The organism is Streptococcus australis (assembly GCF_019930045.1).
In the GTDB taxonomy this organism is placed as follows: Bacteria; Bacillota; Bacilli; order Lactobacillales; family Streptococcaceae; genus Streptococcus; species Streptococcus australis_D.
This window is the reverse complement of record NZ_JAHZQQ010000004.1, coordinates 13270-29833: the sequence shown is the minus strand read 5'-3', so window position 1 is coordinate 29833 and position 16564 is coordinate 13270. Positions and strand designations below refer to the sequence as shown.

Below are 16564 nucleotides of genomic sequence, written 5' to 3'. Positions count from 1 at the left end.
TTATAGTTATTTTCAAAAAATATTTTCTAAAAAAGAGGAGGTTTCAAGCAAAGATTTCACATCCTTGTTTGGCCACTCCCCTGTCCTCATTATTTCTTAGCGATGGCATGATAGCTGCTCTTGCTAGTGAAGACTTGACCTGCTCTCAAGATGACTTTTTCAGCTTGGTCGCTATGAATGGCATCTGGCACTGTTTGAAATTCGAGGGCCAAGCCATTGTGTTGAACCATTGGTTTGCCTTGAAGATGAACGGTTTCATCTACAAAATTGGCAGAATACACCACCAAGGATGGGGCTTCTGACTTGAAGGTCAAAAAGCGTCCAGACGGCTGATGATAGAAGAAGCCTGCATTTTCATGCCCTTCTGGTAGAGCGAAAGGATGATCCAATCCTTCTACCAGGCGGATTTGCGGATCCGAATCCTTAAAGAGATCCTCTAACAACATAGCTTGGTAGAGATGCTGAACGATCGGACTTTCTCTATCCACAGTGTGAAGAGGGACGCCATCTGGGTGGATAGGGTAAAGCCCCTGATGATTGATCTGAAAGACATGGTCATTAATCGGCTGAGTGAAGTTTCCAGACAAGTTGAAATAGCTGTGATTGGTCGGATTGACTAAGGTATCTTGGTCTGTTTCTACCCGGTAGCTAATTTCCAGCTCCCCTGCTTCCGTCAAACTATAGGTCACCCAAATCTTGAGATTTCCAGGGAAACCACCGGTGCCATCCGCACGTTCTGTGTACAGAGTGATTTCTTGGTCCGTTACCGACTCCACGCTAAACAAGGCGCTGTCCCAGCCAGTCGATCCACTGTGGTTGCAGTTGGCGCAGTTATTGGCTTCTAAGTGATAGGTTTGTCCATTGAGCTCAAAGCTGGCCCCTGCAATCCGACCCGCGACTGGACCAATGCTAGCTCCATACTTGGGGCTATTACCAACATAGGCATCAAAATTGTCAAAGCCCAATACAATGTTGGCGAATTGATCATGCTTGTCTGGTGTTACATACTCTATAATAGTAGCTCCATAAGTCATGACAGACAATTGATACCCCAGGTCATTTTCCAGACGATACGCTTCTACGTCTTGACCATCCAATTGACCAAATAGATATTTTTGATAGTGTTTCACAAGTTGTCTCCTCCAAGATCATTCATTCTAGTGAAAAGGGTGAATCACCACTCCTTGTACAACACGGTTGACCGTTCCAGTTGGTGATGGCGTATCTGGGCGATTTTGAACCTTGAGCGACGTCAAGAGCGAAATCAATTGACCGTAGATAATGTATGGGAAGGCACGGTAGATATCCAGAGACTCTGCTGATGCTTCTACCAACACTTCTCGTACATGTTCAATGCCTGCTGCTTGGCCGGTCAAGAGAACGACCTGACGAGCAATCTGATCTCCAGCCACTTCTCCAACCAAATCTAGATCATACTGGCGTGTATAAGGATCAATGGAGCCAAAGACCAAGACCAGAGTCTGATCATTGATGAGGGATTTCGGTCCATGACGGAAGCCGACAGGACTCTCGTACATGGTCGCAATTTTACCGGCAGTTAACTCTAAAATCTTGAGCTGGGCTTCATGAGCTAGGCCAAAGAAAGGTCCTGCTCCTAGATAGATGACGCGCTCGAAATCTAAATCGACAACTTCCTTGACCTCGCGATCTTTCTCCAAGATCTGCTCTGACAGATGAATCAATTCTTCCACTCGTTTTTCCTTGATTTTTTCCTCACTTGGATCAAAGACCAAGAGGGCTGTCAAGAGCATAGAGGTAAAGCTAGAAGTCATGGCGAAGCCGGCATCATTGGTTTCTTTTGGTTGTAAGAGCAAGAGATTACGCTCATCTCCGTGGGCCTGCTGGGCCAGCTTTCCTTCTTCCGCACAGGTAATGGTGATCTGATAAAGTTCATCAACTAAGTCTTGGGCCAGCTGCACTGTTGCGACACTTTCAGGAGAGTTGCCACTTCGTGCAAAGGAAACCAAGACCGTCGGCACTTCTCTTTTGAGATAGGTTTGTGGATGCGCCACGATATCGGTCGTCGCAATGGATTGAAAATTCCAGTGCTGTTCATCGTGCACTTCCTGCAGATAAGGAACCAAGGTGTCCCCCACATAAGCTGAGGTCCCTGCACCTGTCAAGATAACCTTGATGTAGCCATGACGCTTCCCAATAGCCTCCAAAAACTCTTTGATTTCTGTGCCTTTCTCTTGATAGAGACGATAGGTTTCTTTCCAAACTTCCGGTTGCTGATAAATTTCACGCGTCGTAATCTCAGCTCCCAGTTCCAGCAGTTCTTCTTTTGTATAATCTAGCATGCTTCTCCTCTTTTCTACTCGCCTTATAAGCGGTAAGAGGCCGAGACAATTGTCCCAGCCCCATTCCGAATGTTCAAGCGGTTTTCGCTATCATATTTTACTCATCCTCGTCGTCATCAAAGTTGGATAAGAGATCATTAACCTTCACGATGCTTTCTTGTGCACGCGCTGGATAAGCTTCTTCTCCTCCGACCAGGCTGTTATTAATAAATTCAATTACCATTGGCAAGTTCATCCCTGCATAGAGGTCAATGGCACGCCCTTCAAGGATCAGACGGCTAACCGTATTACAAGGAGTGCCTCCCAAAAGATCCGCAAAGACAATGTAGTCCTCAAAGTCTGCAACACAGGCTTCAAACTTGGCTGTAAACTCCTCAGGACCTTCCTCTGGCAAGAGGGCCACGGCATGAATGTTGTCTTGTGGTCCCATAATCATTTCTGTGCTGGCCTTGAGCTCTTCACAGAAGCGACCATGACTGACCAATACTAGGTGCTTTGCCATACCTTACTCCATTATGCCATTCCAAAGAAGAAGTGGCCAAATGCTGAGAATGCGATTGCTGCAAGGATGATGAGCAAGATAGCTTTTGTAGAGTTCATACCCTTACGTCCAAGCAACCAGTAGATTACACCTGTGATGATAGCTGGTACCAAACGTGGGAAGATAAGGTTGAGCATATCTTGAATTTCAATCGCTTTGTCCCCAATGTGTGGAGTCCAAGAAACTTCAACACCAATCATGCTGGCAATCAAGGCACCAACCATGAAGATACCCAGAACGGCAGCTGCATCGATCAAAGCTGTCAAGGTACTTTGCATGTTGTTGATGAGGTTAACCCCTTCTTTATAGGCAAATTCCAATTGTTTCCAACGGAAAATGTCATAAGCAACTGCCACAGCGATCCACAATAAGATACCGGCTGGGTTTCCTGCAACAGCCAAAGTTGCTGCGATTGAACCCATAATAGCTGGTACCAATGATCCAAAGATTGAGTCCCCAAGAGGAGCGAATGGTCCCATGAGACCTGTCTTGATCCCGTTAACTGCATCTTTAGAGTTGACACCATCTTTTTCTTCCAAGGCCAAATCAAAACCAGTGATAATAGTGTGGAAGAATGGTGAAGTATTGAAGAATTGCGTATGCAATTTCATCATTTCTTTCAATTCAGGCGTACCGTCTCCATACATTTTCCGCAATTGTGGAAGAAGCATGTAAAGGTAACCAGAAGCCTGCATCCGTTCGTAGTTCCAACCCAATTGGAAGGTGAAGAGGCTACGTTTGTTGATTTGTTTGAAATCCTCTTTAGTGAGTTTGTAGTTCTTAGAATTCGTCATCTTCAATTTCCCCGCTTTCTACATTGCTTGCTGGAGCAGCTACAACCGTACGTTGGCTGTTTTTAAAGTGTTGCACTGCAAGGAAGATACCGATAATGGCAATACCAATCATAGATACAGATTTGAAGTTGTTTGTGAAGGCAACCATTTGTTCTTTTGGAAGTTTTGCAAAAGCATCTGTTCCAAGCATTGCTGAAACGGCGTTACCAACACTTTGAACATTGCTATAAAGCACTGTCAACATTGCTGTTAAGCCAAAGCCAAGTGCTAAGTAGTGAAGGTTACGACGAACAGGAAGGTAACGAAGCAAGATCGCAAATCCAAGACCTGGAAGCATTTGACCAGCAAGTTTCAGACCGTTTGCCAACCATTGTACATTAGCAAGACCTGTAACAACAGTTTCTACGAAAGCTCCACCAAAAGCAAGAGCGAAGAAAACTGGGAGAGCTCGAGAAAGAGCCCAAGGAATCGCTCCAAGAAGGTAGTTGCGTTCGATACCTTTGTAGTCAAAGCGGTCGATTGCAGCATCTACACGGTGAGCGAAGTAAGTTGTAGTCATACGACCAAGAATATCAAAGTAGGTCAACAAAGTTGCTACTGGCACAGCGATTGTAGCAATAGCAAGCTCTGCATCAATCCCTTGTGCTACTGAGAAAGCAGTCGCAAGAACGGCACCAGAAGTCGCGTCAATACGAGAAGCTCCACCAAAAGTACCAACACCGAGTACTGTCAATTGAAGAGAAGCTCCGATAAAGAGACCTGTCTTTAAATCCCCCATGACAAGTCCTGTAATGAAACCAGCAAAGACTGGTGATCCTGCTGATGAAACAATCGTCAACTCATCACAGATTTGATAAGCTGAGTACAAAGTAAGTAGTAAAATTTGCCACCATTGTATCATGACAATTTCCTCCTAAAATTTTTCTTTTTATTTATAAACTATTTGAGCAACTTCAAGAAGTCTTCAACTGGATCATTTGGAACCATTTGAGCAGTTAGCTTAACTCCTTTTTCAGCTAGCTTGTGGAAAGCTTCCACATCGGCATCCACCACGTTGATCGAACGAGTAACGGGACGAGTCTCGTCTGACTGAGACATGTTCCCTACGTTTAAGGTTTCAAGTGGCACCCCTGCTTCTACCAAACCGAGGAAGCGGTCTGGTTTGCGAGCTACGATGAAGAGACGTTGACTGTCATATTTTCCAGCCAAGATATTTTCTGCAGCCTTTGCTACTGGCAAGATACTGAGCTTGACACCAGGTGGTGTCGCTAATTTCAAGCCACTTTTTTCGATATCATTTTGAGCGACTTCATCATCGATCACCATGATACGTGAAATATTTAGTTTGGTAGTCCAAAGGTTGGCTACCTGCCCGTGGATCAAACGTCCATCGATACGGCATCCTACAATAGTCATAAGTTTTCCCCCTTTACTTCTTTGAATGTAGGTTGTGAAACAAGTTTTAAGGTCTCCTTCCAAGTGCCCTCTGTCTCAAAGACGAGGATCTCATTTTCCCCATCTTTGAGAAAACCATGAGGGATGTAGAGGGAGAGTGTTGGACCGACTTCCCAGAAACGACCGATATGGTGGCCATTTACAAGAACGATCCCTTTTCCAAATCCAGTCATATCAAGGAAGGTATCCTCAACCTGATCTAGATGAAAAGCAAATTGATAAAAAGCTGGTTGACCTTCTTGCCATTCTTTCGAAAAATCCAAGCGATCCAGCTGGCTAAAATCAAGCGCATATTGTTTCCAATGAAGCTTGAAATGAAGATCGATACAAACCCCTGTTCGGATTCCTTTTCGTTGGGAATCCGCTAAAAGTTTGTGCCCATAATTGACTCTTCCCATGTTTTCGATCAAGAGTTTTAGGTTTGTAATCGTTTTCTTTTCTCCGTTTAAAAAAAGATCTTGACCGATTTCTTCTTGGTATTGAGTGGCAATCAATTGATCATCGGCATAAACCTGTACCCGATCACGCGCATCGATGATACGCACGCGCTCTTCTTCCGCATCCATTTCCACTTCTGTCTCATAGAGCAGATAGCCTAATGGGTGGTCGATTTCTTCCATGGTCTGTGGGTAAAGACTTTTAGTGACTTGAGCAATCTCGTTTAAATTGCCGAACAAACTAGTCTTTTGGGTCAACTCCAATGTTCGTTCAGATAAACTCGACTTCACAAGCGGATCCATCTGTGGATACTCTGGATAGTAGGTCGCCATCATCTGCTTGACTGCATCGTACTTAGGAGTCGGGTTGCCCTGCTCATCTAAGAGAGCGTCATAGTCGTAGGATGTCACCTGCGGTAGATCCACGGTCCCTCGTGCTGAGCAACCGTTCATAAATCCGAAGTTGGTCCCACCATGAAACATGTAGAGATTGATAGAGCCTTCTTGTAAGACCTCATGGACTGCTTCTGCCAACTCTTCTGGATCTCGCTTGATGATGGGTTCTTTCCAACGATTGAACCAGCCATCCCAAAATTCCATACACATGAGTGGCCACTTTTTGTCATGCTCCGCAAAGAACTCTTTCATCTGAGAGAAATTGTAATTTGCTCGCGAACCAAAATTACCGGTTACAAAGAGTCCATCCTCAATCAAAGTCCCTGCTCGAAGAGTCGCCCTCCAAGGTCCATCAGAAGTAAAGAGTGGACAGGTAATGTCCCGCTCGATCATTAGATCTCTGATCGCCCGAAGATAGGCTTTGTCTTCGCCGTAAGAGCCGTATTCATTTTCTACCTGCATCATGAGGATATTGCCCCCACGATCCAATTGGTACTTGGCCACACGTGGCAGGAGTTCGTCGTAATAGCGAGCCACTTCCTCGAGAAAGGCCGAATCTGATGAACGAATCCGAAGGTCTTCTTCGATTAACCAGGCTGGCAAGCCCCCAAATTCCCACTCCGAACAAATAAACGGTGATGGACGGAGGATCACATACAGATCCAACTCTTGAGCCACTTGGATAAAGTGCTCCAGGTCCAAATTCCCTTCAAAGTGAAAATGGCCTCTTTGTGGCTCATGAGCATTCCATGGAACATAGGTTTCAACAGTATTGAAACCTAGAGCTTTTAGGTTATATAAGGAATGATACCAATCCTCACGATCGATCCGAAAATAATGAATTGCACCAGATAAAATCTTAAAAGGTTGATCATTTAAATAAAAATCTTCACGGATTTCAAATGCCCCCATACTGAGAACCTCCTTCTAAGAAACCCTTTTCATTTATTAATATAATATATTAACGAAAAAATGTCAACCACTTTCAAAAAAATATGTTAAAATAATATTAACAAGAGATATCGAAAAAAGAGGTGAAGTACATGGCAATCCCAAAATACCAACACATCAAAGATGATTTGAAGCAACAAATTATCTCAGGTAAATTTGAAAATGGAGATAAATTTTACACAGAAGCCGAGTTGATTAAGATTTATAATGTTAGCTCGATTACTGTTGTTCGTGCTTTGAACGATTTGGCTAGTGATGGATACATCGTCCGCCAACAAGGAAAAGGAACCTTTGTTTCGCGCGCTAGAAAACACAAGCTGGTTGAGTTTTCAGACGTTGAAACCTTCCCTATCCAAAAAGCGACCGTAAAAGTTCTCTCTATCAAGCGTGGCAACGCACTGAACATCTTGGATAAACTAGGACTTGCTCCAACTCAATTCTATTATAAGATTGATCGGACCCGTCATATTGGTGAAGATACTTATATCTACCACCAGACTTATGTCCCAGAGCAATATATTAACCCAAATTATCCGAGCTTAGATTACTATAGTTCGATTTATGATCGCTTTAAAGAAGATTATCATATCCATATGAATGATGAACACTTTGAAGAAATCAATGATATTGTATTTCCAACACCAAGCAAAATCGCTTCTGTGTTGAATATCGATGAAAACTTCCCAACTGTTCGTCAAGTGAAGACGACAAAATTGGAAGCAACCGGTCAAATTCTCGAATATAGCGAAACCTATAAACGCGGCGACTACTATAAAATCAAATTTATCTCTTGTGATCGTGATCATTGATCATTCAAAGTCTGGGGTTTGGCCTCAGACTTTTATGATACAAATTATAGCATGAAAAAATAGTTCCTAAAACATGTAAAACGAATAATCTATAATTAGTGATAGACTTCCTATAAATAGTTTAATCAGTCAAAATTTATTATGATAAATTCAGGGTCTAGAGCACCTGATTTAGACAAAGAAAAAGAGAGTGGGACAGAAATCGGTAATTCATTAGAATTCGATTTCGTCGTCCCACCTCCGCACAGTTGAGTAGGGCTGTAAAAGCTGATGAAATCAGCGTAGTAGAGCCCACTCAACCACTGCGTCTTGCTCGATAATCCAAAGACGAAAAAAGGCTAGGACTTTTGTCCCAGCCTCTTTTCGTCTATTTTTCAAATTCCCGTTTTTAGTTGCGATTAGTCTCCCAAACCGATGCGTTCGAAGATCTCATCCACACGTTTGGTGTAGTATGTTGGGTTGAAGATTTCGTCGATTTCTTCTTGACTGAGGCGTGAAGTCACTTCTGGGTCTGCTTCAAGAAGTGGTTTGAAGTCGACTTGGTTATCCCATGATTGGGCAGTCTTCGGTTGAACAAGGTCGTAAGCTTGCTCACGCGTCATGCCTTTTTCAATCAAAGTCAACATAGCACGTTGGCTGAAGATCAAACCAAATGTAGAGTTCATGTTGCGGATCATGTTTTCAGGGAAGACTGTCAAGTTCTTAACGATGTTTCCGAAACGGTTGAGCATGTAGTCAATCAAGATGGTTGTGTCTGGTGCGATGATACGCTCAGCTGATGAGTGAGAGATATCACGCTCATGCCAGAGTGACACATTTTCGTAAGCTGTGACCATGTGACCACGGATCACACGCGCAAGACCTGTCATGTTTTCAGAACCGATCGGGTTGCGCTTGTGAGGCATGGCTGAAGACCCTTTTTGACCTTTGGCAAAGAACTCTTCCACTTCACGTTGCTCAGATTTTTGAAGACCACGGATTTCAGTTGCCATCCGCTCGATAGAAGTTGCGATGCTCGCAAGAACTGCAAAGTACTCCGCGTGAAGGTCACGAGGAAGGACCTGTGTAGAGATTTCTTGAGCACGGATACCCAATTTATCGCAGACGTATTTTTCAACGAACGGTGGGATGTTGGCAAAGTTACCAACCGCACCAGAAATCTTACCAGCTTCCACACCAGCAGCCGCATGCTCAAAACGCTCGATGTTCCGTTTCATTTCGCTGTACCAAGTTGCCAATTTCAGACCAAAAGTTGTCGGCTCAGCGTGCACACCATGCGTACGACCCATCATGATAGTGAACTTGTGTTCTTTCGCTTTGTCAGCGATAATGTTGAGGAAGTTTTCAAGATCCTTGCGGATGATATCGTTGGCTTGTTTGTAGAGGTAACCATAGGCAGTATCTACTACGTCAGTAGAAGTCAAACCATAGTGAACCCACTTACGCTCTTCACCAAGTGTCTCAGAAACCGCACGTGTGAAGGCCACCACATCATGACGAGTTTGTTGCTCGATTTCCAAAATACGGTCGATGTCAAAGTCCGCTTTTTCACGAATCAAAGCCACATCTTCCTTAGGGATTTCTCCCAATTCAGCCCATGCCTCGTCAGCCAAGATTTCCACCTCAAGCCAAGCACGGTATTTATTTTCTTCAGTCCAAATGTTCGCCATTTCTGGGCGACTATATCTATCAATCATGTTTTCTTTTCCTTTCTTTTGATGTTTCACTTATTTGGGGCGGACGTCAGTAGCTTCCTGCGGAATCTCATGACTAAATCTTGAGCCTCTAGTCTCAAGATTTCCGTCGCTTACGCTTTCCCCACGGCGTGAAACATCCGTTTAACGAACAAAAGTCGTTTTATTCAAATTCTTCTTTCCCAATCCACACAGATGGGTAGTGATCGAGTGTATTCAAATCCGTATCCAGAGGCAGATCATAGATGGCTAAATAGTTTTCAGGATATTGTGCAACTAGCTCTTCATACTTAGCTCTCACTTTTTCGTGATTGCTACTAGCATATAAGACTTCGACGACTGCTCCAGTCTTCTCTTTTTCAACAAATGCATTGACGATGAGTTGAATCATAAAACCTCCTAAATCGAAATGCCCTTCATGTTTGCTTCCAGAATAGGCATCTTGACACCTAACTCTTGACCAGTCAGATAAACACTTTGACAACAATAGAAGATGTCCTGTTTGTCATTGTGCAAGGTCATGATTTTTCGGGTCAGCTCATTTTTCGCAAACATGATTTTCATGGCTTTGCCGGCTATCCAAGCGGGAATTTTGTAGGGCAAGAGTTCGGCTTTGTAAAGCTTCAAATTCACGCCACGCGCTTCTACGACTTTAAGAGCTTCTCGAATGGCCTTGATGGCCAATGACAATTCCGAAGAACTATTCATCAAGTTCAAAGCCAATTCTTCTGGATTTTCCAGATTTCCCGAACGTGCAGCTGTCGAAGTAACACCTGCGTTAATCGCCATGTGAATCCAAATCCACTCGACCATATCATGAGGTACTTCCCACTTCAAATCTGCAGAAGTCAGTAAAGTCGTCAGATCAGCATAGTTAGAAATGTGTGCTTTTTGCTCACCTTCTAACATTAAATGGTCAAACAAGACACCATCCAAATGATCCTCTTGCATGTGACCACCCGCTGTCGGAAAGGCCAGAATATAGTCATAATCTCCTGCCCACTCTTGGACCTCTTTTCGAGTATCCCAGAAATTGCAGAAGAAAACAAGGGTACCTTTGATATTATTTTTTTGCAAGGTCTCCACAGCTTCTTTGACAAACCCATGGCGCACACTGAGAAAAATAAAATCATATTCCGAATCGACTTCTGCCACACGAACCTCATAGGTGTCGTGTTTGTTCTCACCTTTGGAATGATAACGGCCATCTAGCAGATCAACCAACAACTCCTTGGGAGCATTGTTTTTCTTACTATCTCTCAGTACGTGTTCCACTTGATGACCTGCTTTTTGAAAGGCGTAGGCATAAGTTGTCCCGATGACTCCAAGTCCTAGAATCGCTATTTTCACTTAAAAATCAATCCCTTTCCAGCAGTGGTTGTCTGGCTTCTCTTGTCGATTTTCGCCTGCGACAAGCCTAGTCAACCTTGCAGGGGTAAGACGACGGACCTTATAACTGGGGTCCTGTCTTACTCCCCAAACTCTTCAACCTTATCTGGTGCATCACTAAACAAAGTCACATGTCCCATCTTGCGATTGTGCTTTGCTTCTAGTTTACCATATAAGTGGAGGTGAGCGCTTGGATTTTCTGTCACATATGTTTCAGCAGCCTCGACGTGTTGGCCGAGAACATTGAGCATAACAGCTGGTGCATGGAGGTGAATAGCAGGAAGTGGTGCTCCGAGAACGCCCAAGATATGCGTGTCAAACTGTGAAAAGTCACAGGCTTCAATTGAGTAGTGACCTGAATTATGTGGGCGAGGCGCGATTTCGTTGACGATAATGTCATCAGCTGTCGCAAACATTTCCACGCAAAGAGTTCCAGAAAGGTTGAGTTGTTCTGCAATTCGCACTGCCATGGCCTTGGCTTTTTCAGCTAGACTTTCAGAAATGCGAGCGGGCACAATGGTTTTTGAAAGAATGTTGTTGCGGTGGATATTTTCCTGAACGGGAAAGACTGTCACGTCCTTGCCGTTACCTGACACGATGACCGAAATTTCAAGGTCAAAGTTGACGAACTCTTCTAAAACGCAATCTGCTGAATCAGCTAAAGCATAGGCCTCTTCCAAATCTGCTTCTGAACGAATGACCTTCTGACCATGGCCATCGTAGCCACCGGTCGCCGTCTTGAGGACATAGTTTTTAGACAGGTCGATATCTGCCAAGTCTTGGCTTGAGGTCACGACCTTGTAAGGTGCTACAGTGACTTGGGCCTTGTTAGAAAGAAAGTCCTTCTCAAAAATACGGTTTTGGGAGATGCGGAGTAGGTCTGTCCCTTGTGGAAGCTGACCATCCTTGATAACGGCGTCCAAACCGTCAGCATCCACATTTTCAAATTCATAAGTGAGAATATCACAACGCTCTGCCAACTGACGAAGAGCATCCACGTCGTCGTATGGGGCTACGATGATTTCTGCCACGCGAGAGGCTGGGCAATCAGCTGCTGGGTCCAACGCGATAACCTTGTGTCCCATGTAGATAGCTGAGATCGCCATCATCTGACCGAGTTGACCACCACCGATGATACCAATGGTTTTAGTTGAGCTCATTTGTAGACTCCTCTGCAATTTTTCCTTGTTCTTCAGCAAAATCCGCCAAAGCTGTCGCAATAGCCTGATCCTCTACTGAAAGGAGACGAAGGGCAAAGAGGGCAGCGTTAGTCGCACCGGCTTCACCGATTGCCATGGTTGCGACTGGCACTCCACCTGGCATTTGAACGATAGAATAAAGAGAATCCACACCGCTAAGGGCACGAGACTTGACAGGTACCCCGATAACTGGAAGGGTTGTTTTAGCAGCAACCATCCCTGGCAAGTGAGCAGCGCCACCAGCACCCGCGATGATGACCTTGATGCCACGGCTACGTGCTTCTTCAGCATGTTTGAACATGAGGTCAGGCGTCCGGTGTGCGGAAACAACTTTCTTTTCGTAAGCGATGCCGAAGTTGTCAAGGACTTCAGCAGCTTTTTGCATGGTTGCCCAGTCGGATTTTGAGCCCATGATGATGGAAATTACTGGTTTCATTTTTTATCCTTTTTCTTCCTTTTTTGACAATCACCTTAGCTCGCTTTCGCTCGCCTTTTACGACCTACGGTCGCTAATTATTTATTTGCCTTACTACCGATGTCGTTTCGGTAGAACAAGCCTTCTGTGTTTTGTTTGTCGAGTTCGTTGTAGATGATATTTTGACCTTCTTTGACGGTGTCTGCTGTTGTGACTAGCATGTAAACACGTCCTCCGTTTGAAAGAAGGTCTTGCCCATTTTCAGCAAATTTAGCTCCTGCATAGTAGGTGATGATGTCACCCTCTGTCTTAGCTGGAAGCTTGACACCCTTCTCATAAGCGAGTGGGTAGCCGTTTGATGCTACAACCACACCTAGTGTCACACCCTTGTCCGTCCAAGTGATGGCTGGCTCTTGGCCATCCAAAATGTCCGTGATGTTTTGTGCAAAGTCAGATGTCAAACGAGGCAAGATGATTTGCGTTTCTGGATCTCCGAAACGAGCGTTAAACTCGATAACTTTGGGTCCATCAGCTGTCAAGATAAGACCAGCGTAAAGGACACCAAGATAAGGACGACCTTCTTTGATCATGCCTTCAAGAACTGGCTTGACAATGGTGTCAACCGCTGTGTCAACCACGCTCTGTGGCAAGTGAGGAACTGGCGCATAGGCACCCATCCCACCAGTGTTAGGGCCCTTGTCGCCATCATAGGCACGTTTGTGGTCCTGAGCCGTTGGCATGATGTAGAACTTGTCCCCATTGACAAAGGCAAAGAGAGAGAATTCTTCCCCGTCAAGGAATTCCTCGATGACCACACGCGCACCTGAATCACCGAATTTATTGTCCAACAGCATCTCGTGAGCGGCTTCAACTGCTTGCTCAACTGTCTCCGCAACGACAACACCTTTCCCAAGAGCAAGCCCATCTGCCTTGACGACGATTGGAGCGCCTTTTTCTTCGATGTAAGCCTTGGCTTCCTCGAAATCTGAAAAGGTCCCATAGGCTGCTGTCGGAACGTCGTACTTGACCATGATTTCCTTAGCAAAATCCTTAGACCACTCTAGCTCAGCCGCAGCCTTGGTCGGACCAAAGGCTTTGAGTCCTGCCGCATTGAAATCATCCACGATACCAGCTGCAAGGGCATCATCTGGACCAATAAAGGTCCAAGCAATATCGTTGACTTTTGCGAAGTCAATCAGCTTAGAATGTTCGGAAATTCCGATATTGATCAAATCCAGACCGTCTAATCGCATCCCGTCATTACCAGGAGCCACAAAAACCTGCTCAACGTTTGTAGACTCCAACAATTTCTTGGCAATCGCATGCTCACGACCACCAGATCCAACAACCAAAAGTTTCATCTCGAACCTCTTTTGCGAATTATTTTATTAAATTATATCATAATCGTTCGTTTTATTCTAATATTTCAAGGAATATCCGATGATTTTCATTAGAAAACAAACTTTTTTCATTATTTTTTAAATTTCTGCTCCTTTTTACGAATATTATAATTGAGACCTCTAATATTTTTTAAAAAAGGAGTTTTATGCAGAGAATGAAGAAACTACTCTTAGCAGCTTGTCTTTTCTGGACAGGAGCTTCACAAGTTGCAAGAGCAGAGCAAAACGTCAATTATATCTACAAGGAAAAAGGACAATTAGTTGTCCACCTCGGGACCGTTCCAGACCGCTTCCAAAGCGTTAGCGTCCCCATTTGGTCCGAGCAAAATGGACAGGACGACCTCATTTGGTATCCTGTTCAACGAGGTGAAAATGGATTTGATTTGCGAGTGCCTCTGACCAATCATTTGGATCAAGCAGGACTTTATCACATCCATGTCTACGGGATTCATTCTAACGGAAATATTGAAGGACTGTTTCCTCTACAGACAATCATTGAAGAAAAAGATCTGGCTTCTTCCCAACCCAAGATTACAGTCCGACCTAGCACTGCACAGCTATTTGAGATCCAACTCCAGCTTTTTGAGGATGTGGAGAAGGTCTTCTTTCCCATCTGGTCTGAACAAGATGGCCAAGACGACCTGATCTGGTATCCCGCAAAAAGAACGGCACCTGGTCGCTACCAATTATCCTTCAATGCCGAGAAACATACAGGGAAAGGAACCTTTCATCTCCACGTCTACCAAAAAGACAAGGGGCACTTAAAAGGTTTACTTGCCACTGAATTTCAGGTCGAGCGGGCTAAACCTGCTCCAATGCTCACCCAATCGGATAATTACTATCCCGTCGGCGAATGTACCTGGGCAGCCAAAGAGCTGGCTCCTTGGTCACAAAACTGGTGGGGAAATGGTGGCATGTGGGCTACTAGTGCACGCGCTGCGGGCTTCCGGACAGGAAATACCCCAGAGGTCGGAGCTATCGCCTGTTGGGATAATGGAGGCTATGGCCACGTTGCAGTCGTGACGGAGGTCGAGCATGATCAAAAGATCCAAGTGAAGGAAGCTAATTACAATGGAAATCGGACCATCAACAATTTCCGTGGCTGGTTTGACCCCACGAATATTGTCTGGGGAACGGTCAGCTATATCTATCCAAATTAAGGAATTCCTAACCAACAATAAAGGCGCTCATCCATCGATGAGTGCCTTTTTAGGTTAATGTCTGAAGTGACGAACACCTGTAAAGATCATGGTTAAGCCATATTTGTCAGCAGCCTCGATCGACTCTTGGTCACGGACGGAACCACCTGGTTGGATGATCGCTTTGATACCTGCTTTGGCGATTTCTTCCACGTTATCCGCAAATGGGAAGAAGGCATCCGAAGCAAGGACAGCACCATCAAGACGGTCTTTCGCTTGATCAATGGCGATACGGACTGAAGCCACACGATTGGTTTGACCAGGGCCAACACCAAGTGTCATGTGGTCGTTAGTCACGATAATACCGTTTGATTTGACATACTTGATTGCTTTCCAAGCAAACTCAAGAGCAGTCGCTTCTGTCTCAGTTGGCTGGCGTTTGGTTACCACTTGCCAGTCAGCTGGGCTTTCTTTGATCACGTCTTGGTTTTGAACGAGGAGTCCACCGACAACACCTGTGTATTCTGCTTCCACTTCACTAGCATCTTGTGCGTCAAATGGCAAGGCAAGGATACGCAAATTTTTCTTTTTGTTGGTCAAAATGGCTAGCGCTTCATCCGTATAGCTTGGTGCAATGATGATTTCAAGGAAAACACCGTGCATCTTCTCAGCTGTCGCAGCATCTACCTCACGGTTAAGAACGACGATTCCACCAAAGATAGACACTGGGTCAGACTCATAAGCGTAGTCCCAAGCAGTCTCGATGTCATCAGCTTGACCAATCCCACATGGGTTCATGTGTTTGAGAGCTACAACCGTTGGACGTTCTTTGAAATCGCGGATAATACGGATAGCAGCATCCGCATCGCGGATATTGTTAAAGGACAATTCCTTACCGTTGTGCTGTTTAGCCGATGCAATAGAGTAATCCGTCGGCAAAGCTTTTTGGTAGAAATCAGCGTCTTGTTGAGGGTTTTCCCCGTAACGCATAGCTTGTTTGAGATCATAGGTCAGAGTGAGTTTTTCAGGTTTTTCTTCACCCACTTGAGCTGTGAAGTATTCCGCAATCAAGGCATCGTAGGCTGCTGTGTGACGGAAAACCTTAGCTGCCAACCGCTGGCGAGTTTCGTAAGTGGTTTCGCCCTTGGCTGCCAATTCGTCAAGCACAACAGCATAGTCAGCAGGATCTACCACAACTGTGACGCTAGCGTGGTTCTTCGCTGCTGAGCGAAGCATAGAAGGACCACCGATATCGATGTTTTCAACGGCATCCGCATAGGTCACGTCTGGTTTGAGGATGGTTTCCTTGAATGGGTAAAGGTTAACCACCACAAGATCGATCAATTCAATCTGATTGTCCTTAGCAGCCTCTAGGTGACTATCGAGGTCGCGACGAGCAAGAAGACCACCGTGGATATTTGGATGGAGAGTCTTCACACGACCGTCCATCATTTCTGGGAAACCTGTCACATCATCGATGGCAATGGTGTCTACCCCAGCCTTGTCAAGGGCCACTTTGGTACCACCTGTTGAGATGATGTCCCAACCGAGTTTTTTGAGTTCTTGGGCAAATTCAACGATGCCCGCTTTATCTGAAACACTAATTAGTGCGCGTTTAGTCATT

Annotated in this window: 16 protein-coding genes; 2 read left to right on the top strand and 14 right to left on the bottom strand. The window is 44.9% G+C overall.

Features of this window, described 5'->3' with window-relative positions; genetic code table 11:
- Positions 1-89: 89 nt before the first annotated feature.
- The 7 genes from K1J10_RS01725 to K1J10_RS01695 form a co-directional block, all read right to left on the bottom strand.
- Positions 90-1130, bottom strand: coding sequence for an aldose epimerase family protein (locus K1J10_RS01725; RefSeq protein WP_223355668.1), 1041 nt, complete (start codon positions 1128-1130; stop codon positions 90-92).
- Positions 1131-1157: 27 nt separating this feature from the next.
- The gene (locus K1J10_RS01720; RefSeq protein WP_223355667.1) at positions 1158-2321 is read right to left on the bottom strand and encodes an SIS domain-containing protein; all 1164 of its coding nucleotides are present in this window, start codon (positions 2319-2321) and stop codon (positions 1158-1160) included.
- A gap of 97 nt (positions 2322-2418) precedes the next feature.
- Positions 2419-2823, bottom strand: a complete 405-nt coding sequence (locus K1J10_RS01715; protein WP_006595284.1) for a PTS sugar transporter subunit IIA — start codon at positions 2821-2823, stop codon at positions 2419-2421.
- An 11-nt stretch (positions 2824-2834) separates the two neighbouring features.
- Positions 2835-3656 carry a PTS system mannose/fructose/sorbose family transporter subunit IID gene (locus K1J10_RS01710; protein ID WP_061564572.1) on the bottom strand — a complete coding sequence of 274 codons (822 nt, stop codon included), beginning with the start codon at positions 3654-3656 and terminating at the stop codon, positions 2835-2837.
- Complete coding sequence (locus tag K1J10_RS01705; protein ID WP_061564571.1) at positions 3643-4557, bottom strand: PTS mannose/fructose/sorbose/N-acetylgalactosamine transporter subunit IIC; 915 nt, start codon at positions 4555-4557, stop codon at positions 3643-3645. The genes K1J10_RS01710 and K1J10_RS01705 overlap by 14 nt, the downstream gene beginning before the upstream one ends.
- A gap of 38 nt (positions 4558-4595) precedes the next feature.
- Entirely contained in the window at positions 4596-5072 is a 477-nt protein-coding gene (locus tag K1J10_RS01700) for a PTS system mannose/fructose/N-acetylgalactosamine-transporter subunit IIB (protein WP_006595287.1), read from the bottom strand.
- Complete coding sequence (locus K1J10_RS01695; protein ID WP_061564570.1) at positions 5069-6856, bottom strand: glycoside hydrolase family 35 protein; 1788 nt, start codon at positions 6854-6856, stop codon at positions 5069-5071. Before K1J10_RS01695 ends, K1J10_RS01700 begins: the two co-directional genes overlap by 4 nt.
- Positions 6857-6987: 131 nt before the next feature.
- Between K1J10_RS01695 and K1J10_RS01690 the strand changes: the two genes are divergently transcribed.
- Positions 6988-7704, top strand: coding sequence for a GntR family transcriptional regulator (locus tag K1J10_RS01690; protein WP_006595289.1), 717 nt, complete (start codon positions 6988-6990; stop codon positions 7702-7704).
- Positions 7705-8102: 398 nt separating this feature from the next.
- Here the strand turns inward: K1J10_RS01690 and purB are convergent, their stop codons facing one another.
- The 6 genes from purB to purD form a co-directional block, all read right to left on the bottom strand.
- Complete coding sequence (purB, locus tag K1J10_RS01685; RefSeq protein WP_061564569.1) at positions 8103-9401, bottom strand: adenylosuccinate lyase; 1299 nt, start codon at positions 9399-9401, stop codon at positions 8103-8105.
- A 160-nt stretch (positions 9402-9561) separates the two neighbouring features.
- A complete protein-coding gene (locus K1J10_RS01680) occupies positions 9562-9789 on the bottom strand; it encodes a hypothetical protein (RefSeq protein WP_061564568.1) in 228 nt (75 codons plus the stop codon).
- Between the two features lie 8 nt (positions 9790-9797).
- Positions 9798-10748 carry a ketopantoate reductase family protein gene (locus tag K1J10_RS01675; protein ID WP_223355666.1) on the bottom strand — a complete coding sequence of 317 codons (951 nt, stop codon included), beginning with the start codon at positions 10746-10748 and terminating at the stop codon, positions 9798-9800.
- 119 nt (positions 10749-10867) lie between these two features.
- Positions 10868-11947 carry a 5-(carboxyamino)imidazole ribonucleotide synthase gene (gene purK, locus K1J10_RS01670; protein ID WP_223355665.1) on the bottom strand — a complete coding sequence of 360 codons (1080 nt, stop codon included), beginning with the start codon at positions 11945-11947 and terminating at the stop codon, positions 10868-10870.
- Positions 11934-12422: a 5-(carboxyamino)imidazole ribonucleotide mutase gene (gene purE / locus K1J10_RS01665; RefSeq protein WP_048717071.1), complete on the bottom strand. Its 489-nt coding sequence runs from the start codon at positions 12420-12422 to the stop codon at positions 11934-11936. The genes purK and purE overlap by 14 nt, the downstream gene beginning before the upstream one ends.
- A 77-nt stretch (positions 12423-12499) precedes the next feature.
- Entirely contained in the window at positions 12500-13762 is a 1263-nt protein-coding gene (purD, locus tag K1J10_RS01660; protein ID WP_223355664.1) for a phosphoribosylamine--glycine ligase, read from the bottom strand.
- A 194-nt stretch (positions 13763-13956) separates the two neighbouring features.
- On the opposite strand from purD, the gene K1J10_RS01655 reads away from it, so the two are divergent.
- Complete coding sequence (locus K1J10_RS01655) at positions 13957-14961, top strand: GBS Bsp-like repeat-containing protein (protein WP_223355663.1); 1005 nt, start codon at positions 13957-13959, stop codon at positions 14959-14961.
- Positions 14962-15015: 54 nt separating this feature from the next.
- Here the strand turns inward: K1J10_RS01655 and purH are convergent, their stop codons facing one another.
- On the bottom strand, positions 15016-16563 hold the full coding sequence (purH, locus tag K1J10_RS01650) for a bifunctional phosphoribosylaminoimidazolecarboxamide formyltransferase/IMP cyclohydrolase (protein ID WP_223355662.1): 1548 nt from the start codon (positions 16561-16563) through the stop codon (positions 15016-15018).
- Position 16564 lies beyond the last annotated feature (1 nt).

Excerpts from the sequence above, each read along its gene's own strand:
- purD (WP_223355664.1), bottom strand. The coding sequence starts at position 13,762 with ATGAAACTTTTGGTTGTTGGATCTGGTGGTCGTGAGCATGCGATTGCC.
- K1J10_RS01720 (WP_223355667.1), bottom strand. The coding sequence starts at position 2,321 with ATGCTAGATTATACAAAAGAAGAACTGCTGGAACTGGGAGCTGAGATT.
- K1J10_RS01655 (WP_223355663.1), top strand. The coding sequence starts at position 13,957 with ATGAAGAAACTACTCTTAGCAGCTTGTCTTTTCTGGACAGGAGCTTCA.
- K1J10_RS01710 (WP_061564572.1), bottom strand. The coding sequence starts at position 3,656 with ATGACGAATTCTAAGAACTACAAACTCACTAAAGAGGATTTCAAACAA.
- K1J10_RS01715 (WP_006595284.1), bottom strand. The coding sequence starts at position 2,823 with ATGGCAAAGCACCTAGTATTGGTCAGTCATGGTCGCTTCTGTGAAGAG.
- K1J10_RS01700 (WP_006595287.1), bottom strand. The coding sequence starts at position 5,072 with ATGACTATTGTAGGATGCCGTATCGATGGACGTTTGATCCACGGGCAG.
- K1J10_RS01705 (WP_061564571.1), bottom strand. The coding sequence starts at position 4,557 with ATGATACAATGGTGGCAAATTTTACTACTTACTTTGTACTCAGCTTAT.
- purH (WP_223355662.1), bottom strand. The coding sequence starts at position 16,563 with ATGACTAAACGCGCACTAATTAGTGTTTCAGATAAAGCGGGCATCGTT.
- purK (WP_223355665.1), bottom strand. The coding sequence starts at position 11,947 with ATGAGCTCAACTAAAACCATTGGTATCATCGGTGGTGGTCAACTCGGT.
- K1J10_RS01680 (WP_061564568.1), bottom strand. The coding sequence starts at position 9,789 with ATGATTCAACTCATCGTCAATGCATTTGTTGAAAAAGAGAAGACTGGA.
- K1J10_RS01695 (WP_061564570.1), bottom strand. The coding sequence starts at position 6,856 with ATGGGGGCATTTGAAATCCGTGAAGATTTTTATTTAAATGATCAACCT.
- purE (WP_048717071.1), bottom strand. The coding sequence starts at position 12,422 with ATGAAACCAGTAATTTCCATCATCATGGGCTCAAAATCCGACTGGGCA.
- K1J10_RS01690 (WP_006595289.1), top strand. The coding sequence starts at position 6,988 with ATGGCAATCCCAAAATACCAACACATCAAAGATGATTTGAAGCAACAA.
- purB (WP_061564569.1), bottom strand. The coding sequence starts at position 9,401 with ATGATTGATAGATATAGTCGCCCAGAAATGGCGAACATTTGGACTGAA.